24 protein-coding genes are annotated in these 23817 nt (G+C 64.4%); 13 read left to right on the top strand and 11 right to left on the bottom strand.

The window, feature by feature from the left end; translation table 11 throughout:
• Nucleotides 1-36 precede the first annotated feature (36 nt).
• A complete protein-coding gene (locus ACIPY2_RS13495; protein ID WP_400266886.1) occupies nt 37-1389 on the bottom strand; it encodes a uracil-xanthine permease family protein in 1353 nt (450 codons plus the stop codon).
• A gap of 234 nt (nt 1390-1623) precedes the next feature.
• On the opposite strand from ACIPY2_RS13495, the gene ACIPY2_RS13500 reads away from it, so the two are divergent.
• A complete protein-coding gene (locus ACIPY2_RS13500; RefSeq protein WP_144660056.1) occupies nt 1624-2229 on the top strand; it encodes a malonic semialdehyde reductase in 606 nt (201 codons plus the stop codon).
• A 217-nt stretch (nt 2230-2446) separates the two neighbouring features.
• A complete protein-coding gene (locus tag ACIPY2_RS13505) occupies nt 2447-2965 on the top strand; it encodes a hypothetical protein (protein WP_400266887.1) in 519 nt (172 codons plus the stop codon).
• Here ACIPY2_RS13505 and pgm read toward each other — a convergent pair.
• Both pgm and ACIPY2_RS13515 read right to left on the bottom strand, forming a co-directional pair.
• On the bottom strand, nt 2962-4623 hold the full coding sequence (pgm, locus tag ACIPY2_RS13510; protein WP_400266888.1) for a phosphoglucomutase (alpha-D-glucose-1,6-bisphosphate-dependent): 1662 nt from the start codon (nt 4621-4623) through the stop codon (nt 2962-2964). The genes ACIPY2_RS13505 and pgm overlap by 4 nt on opposite strands.
• A gap of 164 nt (nt 4624-4787) precedes the next feature.
• Complete coding sequence (locus ACIPY2_RS13515) at nt 4788-5543, bottom strand: SDR family NAD(P)-dependent oxidoreductase (RefSeq protein WP_400266889.1); 756 nt, start codon at nt 5541-5543, stop codon at nt 4788-4790.
• 239 nt (nt 5544-5782) lie between these two features.
• Here ACIPY2_RS13515 and ACIPY2_RS13520 point away from each other — a divergent pair, with 239 nt between their 5' ends.
• Nucleotides 5783-6400, top strand: coding sequence for a DUF4190 domain-containing protein (locus ACIPY2_RS13520; RefSeq protein ID WP_400266890.1), 618 nt, complete (start codon nt 5783-5785; stop codon nt 6398-6400).
• Between the two features lie 77 nt (nt 6401-6477).
• On the opposite strand, the gene ACIPY2_RS13525 is transcribed toward ACIPY2_RS13520, so the two are convergent.
• From ACIPY2_RS13525 to ACIPY2_RS13535, 3 genes are read right to left on the bottom strand one after another with little or no spacing between them, the layout of a single operon-like run.
• Nucleotides 6478-7977, bottom strand: a complete 1500-nt coding sequence (locus tag ACIPY2_RS13525) for a peptide MFS transporter (RefSeq protein WP_400266946.1) — start codon at nt 7975-7977, stop codon at nt 6478-6480.
• Nucleotides 7978-8031: 54 nt separating this feature from the next.
• On the bottom strand, nt 8032-9465 hold the full coding sequence (locus ACIPY2_RS13530) for an amidase (RefSeq protein ID WP_400266891.1): 1434 nt from the start codon (nt 9463-9465) through the stop codon (nt 8032-8034).
• Entirely contained in the window at nt 9458-10201 is a 744-nt protein-coding gene (locus ACIPY2_RS13535; protein ID WP_400266892.1) for a Type 1 glutamine amidotransferase-like domain-containing protein, read from the bottom strand. The genes ACIPY2_RS13530 and ACIPY2_RS13535 overlap by 8 nt, the downstream gene beginning before the upstream one ends.
• A 149-nt stretch (nt 10202-10350) precedes the next feature.
• On the opposite strand from ACIPY2_RS13535, the gene ACIPY2_RS13540 reads away from it, so the two are divergent.
• The 3 genes from ACIPY2_RS13540 to ACIPY2_RS13550 all read left to right on the top strand — a co-directional run bounded on the left by ACIPY2_RS13540 (nt 10351) and on the right by ACIPY2_RS13550 (nt 11989).
• A complete protein-coding gene (locus ACIPY2_RS13540; protein ID WP_400266893.1) occupies nt 10351-10677 on the top strand; it encodes a rhodanese-like domain-containing protein in 327 nt (108 codons plus the stop codon).
• A 21-nt stretch (nt 10678-10698) separates the two neighbouring features.
• On the top strand, nt 10699-11628 hold the full coding sequence (gene pheA, locus ACIPY2_RS13545) for a prephenate dehydratase (protein ID WP_400266894.1): 930 nt from the start codon (nt 10699-10701) through the stop codon (nt 11626-11628).
• Between the two features lie 130 nt (nt 11629-11758).
• Nucleotides 11759-11989 (top strand): hypothetical protein, encoded by a 231-nt coding sequence (locus ACIPY2_RS13550; protein WP_400266895.1) that lies wholly within the window; start codon nt 11759-11761, stop codon nt 11987-11989.
• On the opposite strand, the gene ACIPY2_RS13555 is transcribed toward ACIPY2_RS13550, so the two are convergent.
• A complete protein-coding gene (locus tag ACIPY2_RS13555) occupies nt 11986-13044 on the bottom strand; it encodes a diacylglycerol/lipid kinase family protein (RefSeq protein ID WP_400266896.1) in 1059 nt (352 codons plus the stop codon). The two genes, ACIPY2_RS13550 and ACIPY2_RS13555, sit on opposite strands and share 4 nt — an antisense overlap.
• A 100-nt stretch (nt 13045-13144) precedes the next feature.
• Between ACIPY2_RS13555 and serS the strand changes: the two genes are divergently transcribed.
• Nucleotides 13145-14425, top strand: a complete 1281-nt coding sequence (gene serS / locus ACIPY2_RS13560) for a serine--tRNA ligase (RefSeq protein WP_400266897.1) — start codon at nt 13145-13147, stop codon at nt 14423-14425.
• A gap of 26 nt (nt 14426-14451) precedes the next feature.
• Here the strand turns inward: serS and ACIPY2_RS13565 are convergent, their stop codons facing one another.
• Entirely contained in the window at nt 14452-15549 is a 1098-nt protein-coding gene (locus ACIPY2_RS13565; RefSeq protein ID WP_400266898.1) for a hypothetical protein, read from the bottom strand.
• 160 nt (nt 15550-15709) lie between these two features.
• Between ACIPY2_RS13565 and ACIPY2_RS13570 the strand changes: the two genes are divergently transcribed.
• The gene (locus tag ACIPY2_RS13570) at nt 15710-16555 is read left to right on the top strand and encodes an HAD family hydrolase (protein WP_400266899.1); all 846 of its coding nucleotides are present in this window, start codon (nt 15710-15712) and stop codon (nt 16553-16555) included.
• Nucleotides 16556-16590: 35 nt separating this feature from the next.
• On the opposite strand, the gene ACIPY2_RS13575 is transcribed toward ACIPY2_RS13570, so the two are convergent.
• Together ACIPY2_RS13575 and ACIPY2_RS13580 are read right to left on the bottom strand one after the other, a co-directional pair.
• On the bottom strand, nt 16591-17040 hold the full coding sequence (locus tag ACIPY2_RS13575; protein WP_400266900.1) for an SRPBCC family protein: 450 nt from the start codon (nt 17038-17040) through the stop codon (nt 16591-16593).
• Nucleotides 17041-17053: 13 nt separating this feature from the next.
• Complete coding sequence (locus tag ACIPY2_RS13580; protein WP_400266901.1) at nt 17054-17794, bottom strand: GAF and ANTAR domain-containing protein; 741 nt, start codon at nt 17792-17794, stop codon at nt 17054-17056.
• Nucleotides 17795-17938: 144 nt separating this feature from the next.
• Here ACIPY2_RS13580 and ACIPY2_RS13585 point away from each other — a divergent pair, with 144 nt between their 5' ends.
• Nucleotides 17939-18712, top strand: a complete 774-nt coding sequence (locus tag ACIPY2_RS13585; RefSeq protein ID WP_400266902.1) for a sigma-70 family RNA polymerase sigma factor — start codon at nt 17939-17941, stop codon at nt 18710-18712.
• A gap of 31 nt (nt 18713-18743) precedes the next feature.
• Here the strand turns inward: ACIPY2_RS13585 and ACIPY2_RS13590 are convergent, their stop codons facing one another.
• On the bottom strand, nt 18744-19694 hold the full coding sequence (locus tag ACIPY2_RS13590) for a glycosyltransferase family 9 protein (RefSeq protein ID WP_400266903.1): 951 nt from the start codon (nt 19692-19694) through the stop codon (nt 18744-18746).
• 86 nt (nt 19695-19780) lie between these two features.
• On the opposite strand from ACIPY2_RS13590, the gene ACIPY2_RS13595 reads away from it, so the two are divergent.
• Genes ACIPY2_RS13595 through ACIPY2_RS13610 form a run of 4 tightly spaced genes read left to right on the top strand, consistent with a single transcriptional unit; the run spans nt 19781 to nt 23779 of the window.
• Nucleotides 19781-20404, top strand: coding sequence for a D-glycero-alpha-D-manno-heptose-1,7-bisphosphate 7-phosphatase (locus tag ACIPY2_RS13595; RefSeq protein WP_400266904.1), 624 nt, complete (start codon nt 19781-19783; stop codon nt 20402-20404).
• Nucleotides 20401-21483 carry a glycosyltransferase family 9 protein gene (locus tag ACIPY2_RS13600; protein ID WP_400266905.1) on the top strand — a complete coding sequence of 361 codons (1083 nt, stop codon included), beginning with the start codon at nt 20401-20403 and terminating at the stop codon, nt 21481-21483. The genes ACIPY2_RS13595 and ACIPY2_RS13600 overlap by 4 nt, the downstream gene beginning before the upstream one ends.
• Nucleotides 21480-22514, top strand: a complete 1035-nt coding sequence (locus ACIPY2_RS13605) for a glycosyltransferase (protein WP_400266906.1) — start codon at nt 21480-21482, stop codon at nt 22512-22514. The genes ACIPY2_RS13600 and ACIPY2_RS13605 overlap by 4 nt, the downstream gene beginning before the upstream one ends.
• A complete protein-coding gene (locus ACIPY2_RS13610) occupies nt 22511-23779 on the top strand; it encodes a glycosyltransferase (protein ID WP_400266907.1) in 1269 nt (422 codons plus the stop codon). Before ACIPY2_RS13605 ends, ACIPY2_RS13610 begins: the two co-directional genes overlap by 4 nt.
• The last annotated feature ends 38 nt before the right edge of the window (nt 23780-23817 follow it).

The following is a 23817-nucleotide window of genomic DNA, read 5'->3' on the forward strand; positions in this document are numbered from 1 at the left end:
CCGCGAATATTTGAGGGCGCGGACCTCCCAAGCTAGTTACTTCTTCTTCCCGCTCCGCTTCGCCGCAGCGTTCATCGCCGACTTCACGGCGGGCGGCAGTCCCGCCGTCTCGGTCTCCGGCTCGGCAACGGTCCCGCGCCAGCGGGCCAGGCCCTTCATGCCGTGGTAGATCACCAAGGCAGCTGCGGACCCAAGGGCGATGCCGGTGAACTTCAGGTCGCCGATGGTCCAGGTGTAGTCCGCGATGCCAATAATGAGCGCGACGGCGGCGGTGGTCAGGTTGATCGGGTTGGAGAAGTTGACTTTGTTCTGCACCCAGATCTTCACGCCGAGGACGCCGATCATGCCGTACAGCATCGTCGCGGCCCCGCCAAGGACACCGGCGGGCACGGTCGCGATCAGTTCCCCGAACTTCGGAGAGAAGCTCAACAGGATGGCGAAGATACCGGCAACCCAGTAGGCCGCCGTCGAATAGACCTTGGTGGCGGCCATGACGCCGATGTTTTCCGCATAGGTGGTGGTGCCGGAACCGCCGCCGAACCCGGCAAGTACCGTCGCCGCGCCGTCGGCCATCAGCGCGCGGCCGGAAACGCCGTCGAGGTTCTGGCCGGTCATCGCGGCAACCGACTTCACGTGCCCCACGTTCTCAGCCACCAGCACCAGCACCACAGGGACAAACAGGCCCACGACGCCGATGTGGAATTCTGGAGTCTGGAAGGTGGGCAGGCCAACCCAGGCGGCGCCGTCCATCTTCTCGTAGGAAACCTCGCCGCGCATCATGGCAACGAGGTATCCCACCACGACGCCAACGAGGATGCTGAGGCGGCCCAGGATTCCGCGGAACAGGACGGAAATAAGGATGATCGTGACCAGCGTGATGAGTGCGGTGACGGGTGCGGCGTCGAAGTTGTTCTTCGCGGCCGGCGCGAGGTTGAGGCCGATCAGCGCGACGATCGCGCCGGTGACGATCGGGGGCATCAGCCGGTTGATCCACTCGGCGCCGAACTTTTGGACGACGGCGCCAATGAGCGCCAGTACGACGCCGGCAAGCACCACGCCGCCCAAAGCGCCGGCAACGCCGTACTGGTCCTTGGAGGCGAGCATCGGGGCGATGAACGCGAAGCTCGAACCCAGGTAGCTGGGCACGCGCCCCCTGGTGATCACGAGGAACAGAAGCGTGCCGATACCCGAGAAGAACAGGGTGGTGGCCGGTGGCATGCCTGTGATGATCGGGACAAGGAAGGTTGCGCCGAACATCGCCACAACATGCTGCATGCCGATGCCGATGGTCAGTGGCCACGCGAGCCGCTCGTCGGGTGCCACCACGTGGCCGGGCCGGATGGTTTTGCCGTTGCCGTGGAGCTTCCACTTGGTGCCGAGCATGCTCATGGCGTGCCTTCCTCAGATGAAAAGTTGGGGTTCGGTGCAACATTACCGCCGTTGTGGGGCCCGCTGTACGCGCCTCGCGTTCGATTTGGCACGCAGAGCAGGCCCCGCAACGCCGTGTGTGCCTAACGTCACGCGCCGTCACGGGAAGAGGACACGCGAAGTTGAAGTTGCAACCATGGAAAGCAGAAGAGCCCGGCCACCCGTAGAGGCGAGGGCACAGCGAAAGGTTTATCCATGACGATTGCACACGAAGAAGCAGTCATTGACGCCGCAGCAGTCGACGCCATCTTTGCCGAAGCCCGCACAGCCAACAGCTTCTCCGGCGAAGTAACCGAAGAGCAGGCCCGTGCCATCTACGAACTCACCAAGTTCGGCCCCACCGCCTTCAACTCGCAGCCTCTCCGCGTGACGTACGTCCGCTCGGACGAGGCCCGCGCCAAGCTGGTTGACCACCTGTCCCGCGGGAACCAGGCCAAGACCGCTTCCGCGCCGCTGGTGGCCATCCTGTCCTACGACACCGATTGGCAGGGCCAGTGGGACAAGTTCCTCCCGGCCTACGGCGCACCCAAGGCCATGTACGACGAGAACGCCGAACTCGCCGCCGCGACGGGCAACAACAACGCCCACCTGCAGGCCGGCTATTTCATCCTCGCCGTCCGCTCGCTCGGTTTCGCTGCCGGCCCGATGACCGGCGCCGACTTCGCAGCCATCGACGCGGAGTTCTTCCCCAACGGCGACCAGAAGAGCTTCCTCATCGTCAACATCGGCCAGCCCGGCCCGGACGCCTGGGGCGAAGCCAAGCCGAAGTTCGCCTACGAGGACGTTGTACGCACGGTCTGATTTACTCCTTTAAACACCAACGCTCCTGCATGAAAGTGCAGGAGCGTTGGCGTGTGAGGGGTGGGACGTGAGAGAGGAAGCCATCAAAGCGGGTGGGACGTGAGAGAGGGTCCTGGAGCTTCCGATGCTCGCTCACATCCCTCCGCCCTTTCCGGATCCCTCGATCACATCCCGCCACTCACCCGCGCGACCGGGAGGCGAGTGGCAAACTATGCCTATGCGGAACCTGATTTGGGTGGCGTTCACGGAGCCCGTACACGAGGGGCTGGTTTTTCCGCGCAGCGACTGGCCGCTGCATATCACCCTGTTAAGGTTCGACGTCGGCACTGACGGAAGTGCCGACGTCGCCGGTGTACTCGCGGACCTCGCCGCGGCGCCGGTCGGCGGTGCCCTTGGAGCCGAGCTGACCGTTGGCGCGGACGCGGGCTTTGGGCATCTGGGTTCAATCCCGGTAAGCCTGATCGAACGCAACCCGTTGCTGCAGGGACTCCACGTGGAGCTGGTTGAAGCCGCCGTCAGCAACGGGGCACGAATCGCAACGCCGAACTACATCCTGGACCACTACCGGCCGCACATCTCCCACCATGACGGCAAGCGGCCAAGCCCGGGAGACGTCGTCGTCCTTGACCGGATAGCACTGGTGGATATGGCCCCTGAAGGGAACCACACCATCCGCCGCATCCTCAGGCTGTGGACCCAGGACGCGGCGGAAGGCGCGGACTCACAAACTGCCTAGGCGATGACGCCGTCCACCAGGGCCTTGGCTTCGTCCTGGACCTGCTTCAGGTGGTCGGCACCCTTGAAGGACTCGGCGTAGATCTTGTAGACGTCCTCGGTGCCGGAGGGTCGTGCCGCAAACCAGGCGTTTTCCGTAACCACCTTGAGGCCACCGATGGAAGCGCCATTGCCGGGGGCTTCGGTGAGCTTCGCGGTGATTTCTTCGCCTGCCAAGGTGGTTGCCGTGACATCGGAAGCGGAGAGCTTGCCCAGCTTGGACTTCTGTTCGCGGGTGGCGGCGGCGTCGATTCGGGCGTACACGGGCGCACCGAACTGGTCGGTCAGTCCCTTGTAAAGCTGCGACGGCGAAGAACCTGTGACGGCCGTGATCTCGGAGGCCAGCAGAGCCAGCAGGATGCCGTCCTTGTCCGTGGTCCACACGCTGCCGTCACGCTTGTTGAACGAGGCGCCTGCGGACTCTTCGCCGCCGAACGCACCTTCACCGGATAGCAGGCCGGGAACGAACCACTTGAAGCCGACGGGAACCTCAACCAGCTTGCGGCCAAGACCGGCAGCAACGCGGTCGATGATCGACGATGAGACGAGGGTCTTACCGACCACGGACTCGGGGTTCCAGCCGCTGCGGTTGCGGTACAGGTAGTCGATGGCGACGGCGAGGTAATGGTTGGGGTTCATCAAACCACCGTCCGGCGTGACGATGCCGTGGCGGTCGGCGTCGGCGTCGTTACCAGTGGCGACGTCATAGGCGGCCTTGCCGTCAGCGCCCAAAGACATGCGCTTGATCAGAGAAGCCATGGCCGAGGGCGAGGAGCAGTCCATACGGATCTTCTCGTCCCAGTCGAGGGTCATGAAGGCCCACTGCGGGTCCACCGTCGGGTTTACCACGGTGAGGTTCAGCTGATGGCGCTCGCCGATCTCGCCCCAGTAGTCCACTGATGCGCCACCCATGGGATCGGCGCCGATGCGCACACCCGCGTTGCGGATCGCGTCGAGGTCCAGGACGGAGGGGAGATCGTCAACGTAGCTGCTGAGGAAGTCGAATTTCCTTGTCGTGTCAGCGTTGAGGGCATCGTTCAGGGGGACGCGCTTGACGCCGCGCAGCCCGTTCTCCAGGAGCTGGTTAGCACGCTCGGCGATCCAAGCCGTGGCGTCGGTGTCGGCAGGACCGCCATGCGGAGGGTTGTACTTGAAGCCGCCGTCAGCGGGCGGGTTGTGGCTGGGGGTGACCACGATGCCATCAGCCTGGGGAGTGCCCGGCGCTGCTTCGCGGTTGTACTTCAGGATGGCGTGGCTCAGCGCCGGCGTGGGGGTGTAGCCGTGCCGGGCGTCTACGAGCACAGTGACGCCGTTGGCTGCGAGCACTTCCAAGGCGGAGTTCTGTGCAGGCTCGCTGAGGGCGTGGGTATCACGGCCAATGAAGAGCGGTCCGGTGATTCCCTGGCGGCCGCGGTATTCAACGATCGCCTGGGTGATGGCAAGGATGTGGGCCTCATTAAAGGAGGCCTTCAGGCTCGATCCACGGTGGCCCGACGTTCCAAACGCCACGCGCTGCGCGGGATCGCCCAAATCCGGAACTACGTCGAAGTACGCGTCCAGCAGGGCAGTAATGTCAACAAGGTCCTGGGGTAGGGCAACTGTGCCCGCTCGGCTAGCCATGGGGTCCAGCATGCCAGACCCCCGCCCACTCAGGTAGGAAATGTCCGTGATGCGGCCCCTGTGACGCCGAATAGTGGACACTGCCACCGCCTGGCGGGCACAAGAAATAAAGAATCCCTCCCGATCCTTTGGGGCTCGGGAGGGATGCAGCGTAAGGGGCTCAGCTAGACAGCCGTGTAGCCGCCGTCCACCAGGACGTACGAACCGGTCATGAAGCTCGCCTTCTCGGACAGCAGGAACGTGGTGACGTTCGCGATCTCTTCGGGCTGGCCCAAGCGGCCAAGGGAGTGCTTGGCTTCGAGGCCGGCGATGACTTCACTGGGTGCGGCGGAGAGTAGGGGCGTCTCGATGTAGCCGGGGCCGATTGCGTTGACGCGAAGGCCCTGGGCTCCATATTCGGCAGCGGCATTCTTGGTCAGGCCCACCACGCCGTGCTTGGCGGCGGTGTAGGCGGCATTGCCCAGCGCTGCGACGGCGCCGTGGATGGAAGCCATGTTGACGATCGCGCCTTCGGACGCACCGGCCTCGAGGATGGCGGGGATCTGGTAGCGCATCCCGTAGAGCACGCCGCTGAGGTTGATGGAGATGACACGGTCCCAATCCTCGATATCCACTTCGCCAACGGGTGCGTTGGCGCCGCCGATACCGGCATTGTTCACCGCGTAGTTAAGGGCACCATAGGTCTCAACAGCGAAGTCGACGGCCTTCTTGTTGTCCTCGGCCACTGCAGTGTTGGCCTTGAACGGACTTGCCTTGCCGCCGGACGCGTTGATCTCGTCGGCTACACGCGTTGCAGCGTCAAGATTGACGTCCACAACAACCACGTTTGCGCCGTTCTTCGCGAGGTCCTTGCTGATCGCTTCCCCGAGCCCGGAACCGCCGCCGGTAACAAGTGCGGTTTTGCCTTGGAAGTTTCCCATGATGTCCTCCTTCGCGGGACGGGTCCCGCTGATTTCGTAGATAGCGCTGCTTATGTCGCTATTAGGGACAACCGTGTGCGGCTCGCTCATATTCCATGCATATGCATGAATCCCGTCACGGGCCGGCGAGGTGTGAGTCACAGATGGACGCGGTTACAGCGCCGTAATGGCACGCTACTTATGCGCCGCATCCGGCGGTTGTAGTCTGGGGATCAAAGACCAATCACAGGGGGATACCTATGTCAGAGCAACCAGCCAAGGGCAACGAAGACAAACCCGCAGGCTACGAACCGCCGCAGTACGTTCCGCCGGCCGAATTCAGTGCGCCTTCCCAGAGCGGTTCCGTACCGCCGCCGCCGTCGTACGAAGCAACCGCTCCCGCCGGTGCTACCCAACCGCTCCCGCCATATGACCAGGGCGCCTACACGCAGAACGCGCAGGGCCAGAGCGACTTCTACACTCAGCCAGCGCCGCCGGCGAGCTCGTACACGCCCGGTGACTACAGCCAGCAGCCGCCGTCGCCCTACAGCCAGCCAAGCCCGTACCAACAGCCTTCGCCGTACGCGCAGACCAACCCCTATGGCCAGCCTGCCTACTACGCCATGCCCTCGCAGCCCAAGGGTTTGAGCATCGCGAGCATGATTTGCGGTATTGCCACCCTGGTGGGCTTCGGGTTCTTCATCCTGCCCCAGATTGCGGCAGTCATCCTGGGGCACCTTGCGCTGAACCGCGAGCCGGCAGGTAAAGGCATGGCTATTGCCGGCCTCGTGATGGGATACATCGGCGTGGTCCTGACCGTGATTTTCGGGATTATTTTCTTCGCGGCGCTGGGCGCCTCGAGCCGCTACAACTACTAAAACGCAAACGACGGCGGCCCTCGCCCCGGGTGGGAATCCCACCGGAGCCGAGGGCCGCCGTCGTCGTTAAGCGGGTGCTACCGCACGCCCGCCATCAGCTTCTTGATTGCCGGAGTTGCCGCCGCAAGTGCCACAGCGAGAACCACTGCCACACCGCCAATGCCGAGGAAGTACGGCAGCTCGTTGTCCGGGTTGTAGAGGCCCGCGAGGATGCCGGCCAACGTGGTACCCAGCGAGACCGACAGGAAGAACAGGGCCACCATCTGGGTATGGAAGGCCTTCGGCGCCAACTTGGTGCTCACGGAAAGGCCGATGGGGGAGAGGCACAATTCAGCGAGGGTAAAGAGGAACAGGATGCCCACGAGTGCCAGCAGCGGGGTCTTGCCGTCGCCAGCCAGCGGAATGAAGGCCAGGAACGCAAGGCCCATGATGAACAGGCCCATTGCGAACTTGAAGGGCGAACTCGGCTGACGGGAGCCCAGCTTGGTCCACAAGGCGGCCATGACACCGGCGAAGATGATGATGAACACCGGGTTGATGGACTGCACCCAGGCGGCGGGCATTTCCCAACCGAACAGGTTCCGGTCCAGCTTCTCCTCCGAGTACACGGCAATGAAGGTGAACTGCTGCTGGAAGAGTGCCCAGAACGCTGCCGAAGCAATGTACAGCGGGATGAACGCGAGCACGCGCTTGCGTTCCAGGCCTGAAACCAGCGGGCTGCGGAAGATCAGGAACAGGTAGATCATCGAGGCGCCGATGGCCGCGTACGCCATGCTGCGCGCGAGGTTGTCCGCGTTGACGATCCCCGTACCCAGAAGCACTCCGATCACCGCGAGGATGCCCAGGAAGATCAGGCCGTACTTGGTCCGGTCCTTGGCGGGCAGGGGGTTCGGAACACGGTGGGCTTCCTCAGGCAGGCGCTTCCGGCCGAAGGCGTAGATGACCAAGCCGATCGCCATGCCCACCGCTGCCGCGCCGAAGCCCCAGTGGAAGCCGTTGCTTTCCTGCAGCCAGCCGGTGACCAACGGGCCGATGAGGCCGCCGATGTTGATGCCCATGTAGAAGATGGAGAAGCCGGCGTCGCGGCGTTCGTCCTTCTCCCCATACAGCGTGCCAACCAGCGCGGTGGCGTTCGCCTTCAAACCGCCGGAGCCGACGCCCACCAAAACCAAGCCCGCGATCAGTCCGGGAATGCCGGGAATCAGGGCCAGGGCGATGTGCCCCGTCATGATCATGATGGCGGCGCCGAACAGCACCTTCTCGGAGCCGAACAGGCGGTCGGCGAGCCACGCGCCCAGGATGGTGGAAAGGTAGACGCCGCCGCCGTATGCGCCGACAAGCCCGGCGGCGAGGCCCTTATCGATGGACAGGCCACCTTGGTCCGCCGTGAAGTACATGTAGTAAAGCAGGATTCCCTGCATGCCGTAGAAGGAGAATCGCTCCCACATTTCCACGGAGAAAAGGCTGGCCAACATCTTTGGGTGGCCGAAGAATGACGTATCGCCCGTGGTTTTGGCAGGCGGCGCCGTGGTTTGGGGTGTGCTCATTTCCTCAATGCTGGCACTGACTGCGGGCATTGTCACATCGACCAATGCCCCAGGCAACTGCATTCCATATGCTAGACATCCGGTCTACGCGGCCTCCAGGACCGCCGCAAGTTGGAGAAGCCGCAGCTCAGAACCCATGCTGCCGATGAGTTGGATTCCCATCGGCAGGCCGCCCTCGGTGGTGTGCACCGGGACACTGACAGCGGGCAGCCCGCAAACGTTCACCATGGAACTCCAGGGGGCGTATTCGCATTGCCGTTTGTAGTCTTCGTCCGCGTCTCCGGCCCACTCGCCCGGCCACTGCTCGGTGCTGTGCCCGCCGCCCGTGAACCAGCCGATGGGCCGCGGCGTCTGCGCCAACGTAGGCGTGAGGATGACGTCCCACTGCGAGTATTGGGCAATGGTGTCCTGTTGGAACTGCCGGAGGAATCCAAGGGCCTCGTTCAATTTCGCGGCACTCCGCTGTTGGGCACGACGCCGGAACGTACGGGTCAGCGGGGTCAGGAGAGCCTCCCGTTGGGGTGCTATCCGGGCGCTCCCGACGCTGGCAGTCCAGGCTGTGGTGAACGCCTGGGGGTAGCGGTTGTCGTAGCGGATGTCCGCTTCGCCCACCTTATGTCCGGCTTGCTCGAGGAGGGTTCGGCCGTGGTTCAAGGCATCCAGCGCCTCGGCTTCCACCTCGAAAGGGTAGGTGCTTGCCCACGGGCTGTCCAAGCTCACTCCGATGCGCAGGGGTTCCGGCGCCCGCCCGACATTGGCGAGGTAGCCGCCGTCGGGCTTGTCCCGGGCAGGAACCAAAGCGTCCAGCAGTAACGCGGCATCGGCGGCGTTCCTGGCGAGCGGGCCCGCTACCACCAGCTTTGCGGCGTCCCCGGCGCTGTCGCCCGAGGGAACCAGTCCGCGTCCCGGCTTCAATCCGACCAGTCCGCACGCGCCCGCGGGGATGCGGATGGAGCCGCCGCCGTCGGTTCCTGGTGCAAACGGGATCATCCCGGCCGCCACGGCGGCTGCGCTGCCGCCGGACGAGCCGCCGGAACTGCGGGCCAGGGAATACGGATTGCGCGACGGCGGTGCCACGCGGTTTTCGCTGTAGGCGGTGAGCCCGAATTCCGGGACCTGGGTCTTGCCAAGCGAGACGACGCCCTGGGCCTTCAGGGAGGCCGCGAGTGCGCCGTCCTCGGGCGCAGGCTTGTGCTCCAAGGCCGCGCTGCCATGGGTGGTGGGTACCCCGGCCACATCCGTGAGGTCCTTGAAGGCGAGGGGTATCCCGTGGAGAAAGGGCAGTTCCTTGCGGCCGCGGCGGACATAGCGGAGGTCCGCTGCGGCGGCGTCGGACATGGCTTGTTCGGCGGTGACCGTGATGAACGCGCCCAGGTGTTTGTTGCGGGACTCAATGACCGAGAGGAAGTGGGCAGTGGCTTCACGTGCCGGGAGTTCTCCGCCGGCCAAGGCATCGCGGAGTTCCACCGCACTCAGCTGCCCGATTTCCGGATGCTGGATTGCGAGGGAATCAACCAAGGAAACGCGACTCCAACCGTTCCTCGACGGCCACCGCGTCCACGCTCTCTCCCGCACCCGCCGTGACACGGAATGCGGCCTTGTTCTTCACGGAGGAAACCACTTCCACCAGTTCCGTGCCCCGGTAAACCAACCCCACGCCGTCGTCCGTGCAGTGTGTCTCACCGAGCGTGCCGTTGGCCACCAGCTTGTGGACCGTGGGCCGTCGCCGGAGTTCCGAGTCGAAATGGACCCCGTTGTGGTACGGGAGGAAGCCCAGGGAATTTGTGACCGGCTTCAAGTCAGGCCCGAAAGAATCGGTGACGCCGCCCTTGAACCAGCAGATGGATCCCGCTGAGACGCCGGCCAGGACCACACCGCTTTCCCACACCTTCCGGAGTATCCGGTCCAGTCCGTGGGCGCGCCAGACGGCCAGCAGGTTCACCACCGAACCGCCATTGACCCACACCACGTCCTGCTCCAGCAGGTAAGCCTCGGGGTCCTCGACGTTGGGCATGGTGAAGAGGTTGAGATGGCCCAGGTCGAATCCGGCGATGCGCGCGGCCTGGTCCACCTCCGCGGCCCACCAGCGCTGGTCACCGCCGGCGGTCCCGATGTGGGCCACCTTCGGGGCGCGGCCGCTTGCTCCGGACAGTTCCACCGCGTAATGCAGCAGGGCATCGAACTCGATCCGCGACCGGCTGCCCGGTTTGTATCCGCCGGACGTCGCAAGAATCGTTGGTTGGCCAGCAGCCATGCGTCCGCTCCTTATCGCCTCTGCGGGTAGTTGGGACAAGTCTTCGCGCGAAGGCCGGTGCATGCAAGCAAAGCCCACGTGGCGGGCGCGGCGGGGGCTGCGGGGACTAGGCTGTTTGGTGACTCGTGAACCGATGGAAGGGACTGCCAATGAGCGACTTCGAAACCGTGCCGGTGGGCGACATCCCTGCCGGTGCCAGCATTTTGGATGTCCGCGAGGACTATGAGTGGGTAGCCGGCCACGCCGAGGGTGCCCGCCACATTCCCATGGACCAACTTCCGGCCCGCCTGGAAGAGCTGGACCCGGATGACGACCTGTTCGTTATTTGCCGCACGGGTGGACGTTCGTTCCGCGTGGTGCAGTGGCTCGTGGCGCAGGGTTACTCCGCCGTCAACGTTGGAGGCGGCATGGACATGTGGTTCGAAGCCGGGAAACCCATGGTCTCGGACAACGGCCTCAAGCCGGTCGTCCTCTAATACCACGCAAGGAATATATCCATGGCAGTACCCACGTACACCTTCCTCGGCCCCGAGGGTACCTTTACCGAGGCAGCGCTCCTGCAGGTACCCGGTGCGGGCGAAGCCACCCGGGTTCCGTGTACCAACGTCAACACCGCCTTGGAACGTGTCCGTAGCGGTGCGGCTGACGCTGCCATGGTTCCGATAGAGAACTCGGTGGAGGGTGGCGTCACCGCAACGCTGGACGCCATCGCCACAGGTCCGGAGCTCCGAATCATCCGTGAGGCCCTTGTTCCCATCACGTTTGTGCTCGTGGCGAGGCCCGGCGTCGAACTTTCCCGGATCAAGCGGATCTCCACCCACGGCCACGCCTGGGCACAGTGCCGCCTGTGGGTGGACGAACATATTCCCCATGCGGACTATGTTCCGGGCTCCTCGACGGCTGCCGCTGCCATGGGACTCCTGGAGGACGACGCCCACTACGACGCCGCCATCTGCGCGCCATTGGTGGCGGCTGAACAGCCTGGCCTGAACGTACTGGCGGAAAACATCGGCGACAACCCGGACGCCGTGACGCGCTTCATCCTGGTGAGCCGCCCTGGCGCATTGCCGGAACGAACCGGGGCCGACAAGACCACCGTGGTTGTTCCGCTGCCCGAAGACCACCCCGGCGCATTGATGGCGATCCTGGACCAGTTCGCCTCCCGCGGAGTTAACCTCAGCAGGATCGAATCCCGCCCCACCGGACAGTACCTGGGCCACTACTTCTTCAGTATCGACGCCGATGGCCACGTGTCCGATTCCCGCGTTGCGGACGCTTTGGCCGGGCTGCACAGGATCAGCCCGGGCACCCGCTTTTTGGGCTCCTACGCCCGTGCCGACAAGCAGCCTGCAGTGGTTGCTCCGCACACCTCGGACGCGTCTTTTGCCTCGGCGCACGCCTGGGTCGAGTCAATCCTGAAGGGCTGATTGTTTGTTCGGCCGTCCCCGATTCCAGCGGAATTATTGACGCTTCAAGCCCCTTTCGCGGTGCAGTAACTGTGCGTATGCTTGCTTGATCCATAGACGATGGACGAATGCCCAAACGAAGGGAGTGGTCATGACAGCACACCGCGATGACCAAGAAGGCCAGGGCATGATTGTGAATCCCAAGCCCACCGGTGACAACAAGGACGATTGGGACGGTGACGAAGCCGATCGCGCGGATCGACTGCGTTTTGAAGAAGAACAGGCCATGATCCGCGAGCAGGCCGAGGCGCGTGCTGCAGCCAAGGCGGCCGCTGAGGAAGCTGATCGCAATGCCGCGGAGCCGGACAAAGGCGCTATCTAAAGGGCGGCCTTTGGTACCCGCACCAACAGCGAACCCGGCTGTACCTGGACGGTGACTTCTGTTGCCTCGCCGGACGGATCGCCGTCGAGCTGTGTTGCCATAGGTTCCTGGCTCCGGATGGCGACCTTCCGCGAACGGTAGAAGTTCATCACCGGCAGGTTCCGGTTGTGCTTGAAAAGGACCTTCGTGTACATGGCAATCCAGCCGACGGCGCTGCGCGGGCTCATCACCACGATGTCCAGCATGCCGTCGTCGATCATGGCCTGCGGAATGAAGTCGATGCCGCCGGGGATGAGGCCGCAGTTGGCAAAGAGGACACTACGGATCTTCCGTGACTGTTCCGAGTCGTCGTCCATGGTGATGGTGACGCGTTTCCGCCGTCCAGGCAGGTGCCGGACGCCGGCCTCCGTGTAGGCGAGCCAGCCAACGGTTTTCTTGAGGTCCTCTTTGGTATCGCCGACCACTTCGGCGTCCAGCCCCATGCCGGCGATGACCAGGAAGGTGTGGGTGGAGGACTCCCCGGTGATGTTGTTCTCAATGCCCATGGTGGCTGTATCTATGTAGCGCTGGTGACCGAAGAGGGCCACCTGGATGCAGTCGGCGATGTCGTTGACGTCCAGTTCGACGTTCCGCGCCAGAAGGTTTCCGGTCCCCAACGGAATCAGGCCCATGGCCACGCCCTTGTGCGCCAGTGACTCAGCCACCACCCGCACGGTTCCGTCGCCGCCGCACGCGAGAACGACGTCGGCCCTTGACTCAAGTGCCTGGCGCGACTGTCCGTAACCCGGATCCTCGGGGGTGGTTTCGTAAAACGTCGGCGCGTCCCAGCCGGCAAGCTCGCAGGCATCAATGATCGCCTGGCGCGTCTCAGCCGACTTGTTCTTCACGGGATTGAGGACCACCGCGACCTTCTGGTGGCCTGGATCCGGCTTGTGGGGATCGTCCGCTACGGCACTCCTGATGTGCCGGGCTTTCAAGCGCCGCACGCCCCACCAACTGGAGACGGCAAATGCCACGCCCCCAGCGAGAATCACCCACCAGATCCAGTCGCTCATTGTGCTCCAACACTATCGTCCCCGGCAGCGCCGTTTTCCCGCGGTTGCCCATTGGGCTTCGCGGGGCGGGGAATCGTGGCCTATTCGATACTCTTGTGTGGTGATCGACGTAAAAGACCTCAGCGAAAACCCGGACAAGTTCCGTGCAAGCCAGCGCGCCCGTGGCGCCGACGAGTCCGTTGTGGACGCGATCATCTCCGCAGACTCCGACCGCCGCGCGGCCCTGATCCGCTACGAAACCCTCCGCGCCGAGCAGAACGCTTTCGGCAAGAAGGTGGCACAGGCCAAGGGCGAGGAGAAGCAGGCCCTGCTGGCCGAGGTCAAGGAACTCGCCAACTCCGTGAAGGCAGCCTCCGCCGAAGCAGACGCCGCGCAGGCCAAGCAGGATGAACTGCTGCGCATCATCCCCAACCTGGTGGTGGACGGCGTCCCCGAGGGCGGCGAGGACGACTTTGTTGTGGTCAAGACCGTGGGCACTCCGCGCGAGTTCACCGACTTTGAGCCCAAGGACCACCTCGAGATCGGCGAACTGATCGGCGCGATCGACATGGAGCGCGGCGCCAAGGTCTCCGGTGCGCGCTTCTACTTCCTGCGCGGCGTGGGTGCCCGTTTGGAGATGGCGCTCCTGCAGATGGCCATGGACCAAGCCATCGAAGCCGGCTTCGTTCCCATGATCACCCCCACTTTGGTGCGTCCCGAGACCATGCAGGGCACCGGTTTCGATGTAAAGCACGACGCCGAGATCTACCGCCTCGCCGAGGACGACCTTTACCTTGTGGGAACCTCCGAGGTGGCCCTCGCCGGCTACCACGCAGACGAGATCCTGGACCTCTCCGCCGGCCCCATCCGCTACGCCGGCCAGAGCTCCTGCTACCGCCGCGAGGCGGGCTCGCACGGCAAGGACACCCGCGGCATCATCCGCGTGCACCAGTTCAACAAGGTGGAGATGTTTATCTACACCACTGTTGAAGAGGCTGCTGCTGAGCACGAGCGCCTGCTTGCCTGGGAAGAGGAGATGCTGGCAAAGTGCGAGCTTCCCTACCGCGTTATTGACACCGCGGCCGGTGACCTCGGCATGTCCGCCGCCCGCAAGTTCGACTGCGAAGCCTGGGTCCCCACGCAAAACGCCTACCGCGAGCTCACCTCCACGTCCAACTGCACCACCTTCCAGGCCCGCCGCCTGAACATCCGCGAACGCGTGGTCAACGAGGAAGGCGTAGCCAAGGGCACCCGTGCAGTGGCAACGCTGAACGGTACGCTCGCGACGACCCGCTGGATCGTAGCCCTCCTTGAGCACCACCAGAACGCCGACGGATCCGTGAATGTGCCGAAGGCCCTGCAGAAGTACCTGGGTGGCCTTGAGGTCCTCCCGGTCCTGTAGCTGCTACACACCGCCCAACGGACAATTCACCCTCGCACGCGGGGGTGAATTGTCCGTTTGGGGGTGTTTTGTGGCCTGAGCCCGGCCGCCAAGAGTTTTGCGCCGAGCTTGGCCGGGTCGTTTGCCGTAGCCCAGTCCCAGCGCACCACCCTGAAGCCCATGGCGCGCAGCCTGTCCTCACGTTTCTTCTCCGCGAGTACGGCTTCCCGTGCACTTTGGCCGCGCAGGTACTCGTCCTTCAGGTACTTTGCGTCGCCGTCGAACTCCCCAATTATTCCCTGGTCCCGCCAGAAAAAGTCCGTTCGGGCAACGAAACCCAGCGCATCGTGGAATTCGCACTGCAACTCCGGAAGGGGAAAGCCCAACAAGTGCATCTGGGCACGGCTGAGTGATTCACCCGCAGATCCGGAATTTATGTCAGCGAAGCCAATGATTGCGTTGACCCGCTGCCTTTTGGCCTTGGAAGCCAGGCTTTCGGCGGCTCTTGCAAGTGCGTCTTTGCTCGTCGCCAGTGTAGGAAACCTCTTCGCGCTGATCGCATGATCGGCCAAGACAACTCCCTTGGTGAATGGCCCTCTGGCCAGGACATTTACTGTCGTTTGCGGAAGGTCGGTGACCTGCAATCCACGGAGGGAGACAGTGCTGGTGGGGTAGTAGTGCCGGTAGGTGCCATAGGTCCGGATCCTCTCCAGTCCGGTGCTTCCGGAGGGTCCCACGGCCGCGGTGGTGCTCGGGCTTCTGGTCCCGCAGTGGCCACGCGACGCCGTGGCAAGGTGGATGTGCGAAGGCACACCAACTATGTGGAGGCCCCAAAAGAGCGCAGCCGTTTCAAAGCAGAACGCTGCGGATGGGTTCTCTGCGGCTACGGCCCGGGCAGTCGCGGCGTATCGATCCCAGGGCTTGAGGCCGAGCCAATGTTGCTTGTCCACGTAGATTCCCTTGCGAACCCTGACGAGTTCGCCTTTCTTGTACCGGCGGCTCAGCTCCCGTACCGAGCCGGATTCCAACCCGTACCGGGAAGCCACGATGAATTCGTTCATGTTGTCCATGAACCACTGTTGCCATGCCCAAGCCACGAGGTCCGGGCCCAAGGGAGCTATGTGGAAAGCGTCCGAAGAAAGCACCGCGTTCTGGACAATTCACCCGTGCACGCGCAGGTGAATTGTCCGCGGGTGGGTGCAAAGCGGGTGGGTGCAAAGTTGGAGCCAGTGTTCACCAGGCGTTAAGCCGTTGCTGTGGCGCCGGTCCTAGTCGCTTGTCAGGGGCGTCTGTTGTACTGGAAGCATGACTATTTTGACTGATACTCCAGTTGCTGGCATCGATGACCAGCCAAATGACAACAAGAAACTCATGATCGCCCTGGACGTGGACGGCACGCTCGTGGATCACGACGGCCACATGTCGCCGGCTGTCCGGGAGGCTGCGCAGGGAGTCGTAGCCGACGGCCACAACGTCATGATCGCCACTGGACGCTCGCTCAATGCGACCCTGCCCATCATCGAACAGATCGGCCTTGAGCGCGGCTATGCGGTGTGCTGCAACGGCGGCGTCACCCTACGGCTGGACCCCAACCTGGAGCAGGGTTACGAGATCATCCACAAAGCGACGTTCGATCCCGCTCCCGCCCTGAGGGCACTGCGCGAACGCCTGCCCAACGCCAAGTACGCCTTGGAGGATGAGGAAGGGAACTTCCTCTCGACCGAGCGGTTCCAGGATGCCAGCTTCGGTGTGGAATCCATCGGCGTGGACTTCCAGACCATGCTGGACTCCACGGCCGTGCGCGTGGTGGTGTTCAGCAGCGAGAACACCTCGGAGGAGTTCAATGCCGCCATCCGCCACGTGGGCCTGTCCGGCGTGACGTACTCGGTGGGCTGGACGGCCTGGCTGGACATCGCGGCCGAGGGCGTCACCAAGGCAAGCGCCCTGGAGGCGCTTCGCCTGCAGCTTGGCACCGACCCGGACAACACCTTGGCGATCGGGGACGGCCGGAACGACATCGAGATGCTCACGTGGGCAGGCCGGGGCGTGGCCATGGGCCAAGCCCCGGATGAGGTGCTCGCCGTGGCGGACGAGGTCACCGCATCAGTGCTCGACGACGGCGCGGCCTTGGTTTTGCGCGGACTGCTGTAACCCCGGGCCGACTGTAACCCTGGGCGGACGGGCAGTCAGCCTACTTCGCCCCGCCAGCCACCCGTTTCGCTGCCGCGGCCCTCGATGAATTCCTTGAACTTTTCGAGGTCCGCGGCCACTTGCATCTCGTCCGCCGAGAGGGCTGCACCGGCCTTTTCGAGAAGTCCTTCCGGCTCCCACTCAAGGGTCACGCTCACGCCGCAGTGTGCGGGGCCAAGGTTGTCGAAGCGCACGGCGCCGGCGTTGCGGGGCGCATCGGTGCTCTCCCAGCGGATGACTGTATCGGGGACCTGCTCGGTGATCCGGGCGTCGTATTCGCGCTTCACGCCGCCCACTTTCGTGGAGAAATGCAGTGTGGTGTCGTCGATTTGCCGGACGTTCTCCACCCCGGACATGAACTCGGGAAACTTTTCGAACTGGGTCCACTGGTTGTAGGCCACGGATACGGGAACCTCAACCTCAACGGCTTTGGTAACGGTTTGCATGGGAAAAAACCCCTTACTTGAAGTGTGTGGCTATGGGGCCACCTCCGGCGTGGTCAACAATGGCCTGGGCAACCTCGCGGAGCTTGACGTTGCGGTTGCTGGAGGCCTTCTTGATGAGTTCCACGGCTTCGGCCTGGCTGCATCGGTTCTGGGCGATGACAATGCCCGTTGCGATGTCGATGACGGTGCGTGAAGCCATGGCCGCGCGGAGGTTCGCTGCCGTTTGGCTGTGTTGGGCAATCATGACGGCCAGGCGCAGGCCCTTCGAGGCTTGCTGTACATAGTCCGTTCCGCGCTGCACGGCCGCCTGGTCAAAACTGTGGGGACGCTCCGAATAGAGATTCAGGCCGGCCTTGGCGCTGTCATCGGAGAGGGGGAACGGCAGGGCAAGGATAGAGCGAATCCCTTGCTCCGAGGCCACCCGGCCGTATTCGGGCCACGTATTGTCCTTCTCAATGTCGGGAATGTGTACCTGGACCCCCTCCCGCGCAGCGGTCAGGCATGGCCCGTCGTCGAATTGATACTGCAGTTCATCGAGCAGGAGCGCGCGTTCACCGCTGCTTGCGGCGGTGGCCGCTGAGCGGTGCCGGAGCATGGTTACGCCGCAAAAGACCTGGGCTCCGGGCTTGCTGAACATGGCCACCGAGTGGCGGGCCAGCTCGGTGAGGAATGCCTCGACGTCAGGGTTGTCGAGGAGCAGGTCCTGTATTTCCGCTGCTACCACATGTGGCTCCGCTTGTTGCTGATCTTCCACGCGGACCTCCGATCACTGGACGAAGCTACTCTTCGAGACTAGTACCGGAGACCCGTTGAAAGCTAATGATAAGTATGCTTCTCTTTTTAAGGAGTCTTGCCGTGGGCTCACCCCTCTTACCCGAAGGTCTAAGGATTGAAGCCCATGCGACAAGCCCGACCACTCCACGCTCCGTACCCGACGCATTCGCCGGAAAGCACCATCCGGCAGAGCTTCCAGGACGGGCTGGTACTGGACCACCTGAACCTGGCAAAGTCCATCGCCGCCAGGTATTCCGCCCACACCCATGACCTCGACGACGTGCGGCAAGTTGCCTACATGGGACTGATCAAGGCCGCCCGCGGCTACGACGAGGAAAAAGGCGTCAGCTTCCCGGCCTACGCCGCACCCACCATTGCAGGCGAGGTCAAGAGGTACCTGCGCGACCACTGCTGGGTGGTCCGCCCGCCCCGTCCCATCCAGGACATGCGTCGTCAGGTGCTGGCCAGGACAGAGGAAATGACGCAGGCCCTGCAGCGCACTCCATCACCGGAAGAAGTTGCCGAGGACCTGCGCATGGAGCCCTGCCAAGTACGCGAAGCCCTCATGGCAGGCACCAGCAAACGGCCGGACTCCTTGGACGCACCCGCCGGTGAGGGCAGGGACGGGCTGCAGGGGTCGCTGTCCAGCATCGGCTGCCCGACAGACAAACTCGAGGACGTCCTGGCCCTGCGGAACGCCATCCGCACGCTTAGCGCAGAGGACCGCCACCTGCTGTACCGCCGGTATTACCGCGAAGAAACGCAGTCAACCATCGCCGAGGCGCTGGGGATGTCGCAGATGCAGGTCTCCAGGAAGCTGTCCAAGATCCTGGTAGCCCTGCAGACACAACTGCTGGACGGCCAGGCCCACCTCCAGGATGGTACGGGCCACAGCTAAAGAGAACACGACCAACAAGGCACGCGATTGTTCAGCAGCCAAGCCCTTCAACCGCGTCCAACACGTCCTGGACGGTAACGGCGAGGATTGCGGGGTCGGGATCGGCCGCGAAAACATCACCGCGGCGAAGTTCGACGGCGGTCAGCACCACGTGCGGTCCAGGCGGCGGACCCCACTCCTCGGCGGGCGCGGGGCCGAACAGGACCACGGAGGGACGCGCGTAGGCGGAGGCCAAATGGGCTGCGCCGGTGTCCGCTGAGACCACAAGCCGTGCCTCAGCAATGGTCGCGGCAAATTCGGCGAGCCCTTGCCGCCCGGCCAGTACACCGGCGTCGAGGTTTGCTCCCTTGGCCTTTGCCAAAGCGGCCGTTCGCTCGGCGCGTTCACGCTCCGACGTGCCTCCGGTGAACACCACATCGTGTCCTGCCCTGGTGAGCTCCACGGCCACGTCCGCGAAGCGGTCCACCGGCCAAAGCCTGCTGCCGTAGGCCGCTCCCACGTGGATTACCGTGGCGCCGGGGTGAGGGGAAGGTACGGCCGGCTTGTTGAGCCGGTAGTCGAGCGGATCGGCGTCGATGCCGTGCCAGTTGAGCAGCCTGGTCCACCGCTCCCGCTCCGGAAGCCCGGTGGTCCACGCGGGTCCGTCGAGTCCGGGGGAGCGGTGCGCAACGATGCGTTTGGCCTGGAGTTCCTCGATCCGTTGCCGGCTCTCGGCCCCGTTTCCGTGCAGGTTCACGGCCACATCCACCACCCCGGAAGCGATGGTGAGGGGATCATCCAGTCCGGGTGTTGGCAGGTGGTCGATGCCGCCCACGAGCTCCAAGGCCTCGCCGATCCACGTGGGTGCGGCGTAGAGGATGCGGTGGTCCGGGAATGCCTTTCGCAGCCCGCGCAGGGCCGGAACCGCAACCAGTAAATCCCCGAGTTTCAGGGCCCGGAGGGCGAGCAGGACGGGTTGATCGTTGTTTTCGGCAATGTTCAAAGTGGCCTCCCGCTAGGAGTCTAGCGGCAGGAAACTTCTCCTCGCCGCGCTGTTTAGGCCGAGGAGAAGTTGGGAACGTTGCCGGTATGGGAGGAACCGGAACGTTGAAAGCGGTCCTGTTTGACCGCGATGGAACGCTCGTCGTTGACGTGCCTTACAACGGTGACCCGCGACTGGTACGGCCCATGGAGAGCGCCCGTTCGGCTGTGGCGAAAGTGCGCCAGGCAGGATTGGCGACAGGTGTGGTCAGTAACCAATCCGGAGTTGCCCGGGGGCTGTTGACGCTCGATCAAGTGCACGCCGTGAACCAGCGTGTGGATGAGCTCTTGGGGCCCTTCGACGTGTGGGAGATATGCCCGCATGGCACGGAGGATGGCTGCGACTGCCGCAAGCCCGCGCCGGGGATGATCCACAGGGCCTGCGATGCCTTGGGCCTCCACCCCTCCGAAGTGGCTGTGGTTGGCGATATCGGTGCTGACATGGGTGCCGCGAAGGCCGCAGGAGCCCGCGCAATACTGGTACCGACGCCGGTGACCCGCGAGGAGGAAATCGAAGCCGCGGACGTGGTGGCCAACGACCTCTGGCATGCGGTGGAGTTGTTGCTCAACGGACTGCCGTTGGACCGGGCCTCCTTGAACGCCGAGCCGTTGAACCGGGCCTTTTTGAACCCAGTGCCGTTGAACGCCGCGCAGAATGGTGCGCTTGCATGAGCCGCGTCCTGGTGGCCCGCTTGGACAGCATGGGCGACGTCCTCGTTTCCGGGCCTGCACTGCGTGCGGTTGCGAACGGAACCAGGCCGGATGGCAGCCGGCCCAATGACGTGGTGTTGCTGTGCGGCCCCGAAGGCACGGGTGCGGCCGAGATGCTCCCGGGCGTTACGGAGGTCCACACCTGGGCATGTCCTTGGATCGTCAACCCTGCCCCGCCTGTCACCGAAGGCCTCACGAACGGCCTGATCGACTACGTCCGCAACTCCCGGATCGAGGAAGCCGTAATCCTTACGTCCTTCCACCAATCGCCGCTTCCGCTGGCCATGCTGCTGCGCCTGGCGGGTGTCCGGAAGATCACCGGTGTCTCCACAGACTACGCAGGCTCGTTGCTGGACGTCCGCTTGAAACCGGGAGAGGACTTTCCGGAGGACCAGCCCGAAGCCATCCGTGCCCTGGGTATCGCCGAAGCCGCGGGTTTTGTCCTGCCACAGGGCGACGACGGCAAACTCCGCGTCAAAACCGCCTCCGATGAGCTGGTTGATGAACTGGCGGAAGAAGGGCCCTACATTGTGGTCCACCCCGGGGCGGCCGTTCCAGCCCGGGCTTGGCCTGCCCTGCACCACGCGGCCACGGTTGAGCTGCTCGAAGCCTACGGGCACAAGGTGGTGGTGACGGGAGGACCCGGCGAGACCTCCCTGACTGCCACGGTGGCAGGACCTTCCGCGCACAACCTCGGAGGCAAGACCAACCTTCGCACGCTCGCAGCGGTACTGCAGGGAGCCGCCGTCGTGGTTACCGGCAACACAGGACCGGCGCACCTGGCCGCAGCGGTGGGAACTCCGGTGGTGTGCCTGTTTTCACCTGTCGTCCCGGCCATCCGCTGGGCGCCCTACGGGGTTCCGCTGGAGTTGCTCGGCGACCAGGAGGCGGCCTGCAAGAACACGCGCGCCCGCACGTGTCCCGTCCCGGGCCATCCCTGCCTGAGCTCCGTCACGCCGGAGCAGGTCCTCGAAGCCGTCGAACGCCTGCTCGGCGGTGTCTCTTCCCTGGCCACGCGACGAAAGGTGTGGAAGCCATGAGAATCCTGGTGTGGCATGTCCACGGTGGATGGATGGAGGCCTTCGTCCGCGGACAGCATGAATACCTCCTGCCGGTGGAGCCCGACGGCGGTCCGTGGGGACTGGGGCGCGGCGGCCGTGACTGGCCGGCCAACGCGGTTGAAGTGGATCTGGCGACGCTCGACCCGGACAGCATCGACGCCGTGGTGCTGCAACGCCCGGAGGAGATAGCTGCAGTTGCCCGGACGCTGGGACGCAGGCCGGGCGTGGACCTGCCTGCGGTCTACCTGGAGCACAACACCCCGAAAGGGGAGGTGCCGTTCACGATCCATCCCATGGCGGACCAGAGCACCATCCCTGTGGTCCACGTGACCTACTTCAACCAGCTGTTCTGGGACACCGGCTCGGCCAGCACAGTGGTGATCGAACACGGCATCCCGGACCCCGGCCACCTCTACACGGGGGACCTTGAGGAGATGGGCGTCGTGGTAAACGAGCCCGTGAGGAGGGGCCGTGTAACGGGCACGGACCTCCTCCCGGGCTTCGCCGGAGTGGGCCCGCTGCGCGTTTTCGGGATGGGTACCCAGGGCCTGCCGGAGGCTCTGAACCTGAAGGGCTTCGGACTCAGCGAAGAACGGCTCAGGATTGCCGGGGATGTTCCGGCCTCCGGGCTCCCTGCCCAGCTTTCCCGCTGCCGGCTGTATCTGCACCCGCTCCGCTGGACTTCCCTTGGACTGGCGCTCCTGGAAGCGATGCATCTGGGCATGCCGGTGCTGGCGTTGGGAACCACCGAGGCATACCGTGCGGTCCCACGCGGCGCCGGGCTGGTTTCCACCAATATCGAGGAGCTCCAAAGCTTCGCCCGGAGGCTCCTCGACGATCCCGACGACGCCTACGCCATGGGGTTGTTGGCCCGCGAGGCAGCCCTGGAACGTTACGGGCTAGCCAAGTTCCACCGTGCCTGGGACGAGGTCCTTGGGGACCTGGGCACGGTGCACCTGGAACGCCAGCCGTTCCCCCTTGGCCATGATGCAGAGAGGACACACCCATGAAGATCTCCATGGTTTCCGAGCACGCCAGTCCGTTGGCAGCCCTGGGAGGAGTGGACGCTGGCGGACAGAACGTCCACGTGGCGGCACTTTCGTCGAGCCTTGCCGAGCGGGGACACCACGTCACCGTGTACACCCGCCGCGACAACCCGGATTTGCCTGCAAAGGTGCAGGTCTCGCCGGGGCTCACGGTTGTCCACATCGATGCCGGCCCCGCAACGCACATCCCCAAGGACCAACTCCTCCCCTATATGGGCGCGCTCGCCGACGGGATCTGCGCCGATTGGGCGGGTGACGTGCCGGATGTGATCCATGCACACTTCTGGATGTCCGGCCTGGCCGCAGTCCAGGCTGCCCGGCGTGCCGGTGCCGCTGATCCGGTTCCCGTGGTGCAAACCTTCCACGCCCTGGGCTCGGTGAAGCGCCGGCACCAGGGAGCCGCGGACACCAGCCCGCCTGCCAGGGCGTGGCTTGAGCCGTGGGTGGGACGGACCGCTGATTGGGTCATCGCCACCTGCCCGGACGAGGTCTTCGAGCTGAAGGCGCTGGGCATCAACAAGTCCAAGGTTTCCATCGCTCCCTGCGGAGTGGACCTAACACTCTTCGACGGGACTGCCGAGCCCGAGGCCAAACCACGCACCCACCGGATCCTCAGCGTCGGACGGCTCGTGCCGCGCAAGGGAGTGGACCTGGTGATCCAGTCATTGCCGCTGCTGGAGCAGGCCGGCTTCGACGACGTCGAACTCCTGGTCGTCGGTGGTTCCGGTGACGCCCTGACCCTCGAGGAGGACCCGGAAGCCCAACGCCTCCGCGCGCTGACCAAGGAACTTGGCGTCGAGGACAAAGTGACCATGCGCGGCCAAGTCCCCCGCGACACCATGCCAGGCATCCTCCGCAGCGCGGATGCCGTCATCTGCACGCCCTGGTACGAGCCCTTCGGCATCGTGCCGCTGGAGGCCATGGCGAGCGGCGTACCCGTGGTGGCTGCCGCCGTCGGGGGTTTGCGCGAAACGGTGGTTGACCAGAAAACCGGCCTCCAGGTCCCGCCGCGGGACCCGGAAGCAATCGCCGACGCCGTGGGCCGGCTGCTTGCCGACCCCGCGCTGCGTGCCGAGATGGGTCGCGCGGGAATGCGGCGCGCCCGTTCGCGCTATTCCTGGGACCGTATTGCGGCAGATACCGAAAAAGCGTACCGATCCGTCCTCGCCGCCGGTCTGTCCCGGCAAGCCGGGGAAGGTCTTGAACCCTTGGAAGGAACGGCACTGTGAACCCGAAAAGCGTTACGACCACAGGCTTGGGGACCATC

The organism is Paenarthrobacter sp. NPDC089675 (genome assembly GCF_044749185.1).
GTDB lineage: Bacteria > Actinomycetota > Actinomycetes > Actinomycetales > Micrococcaceae > Arthrobacter.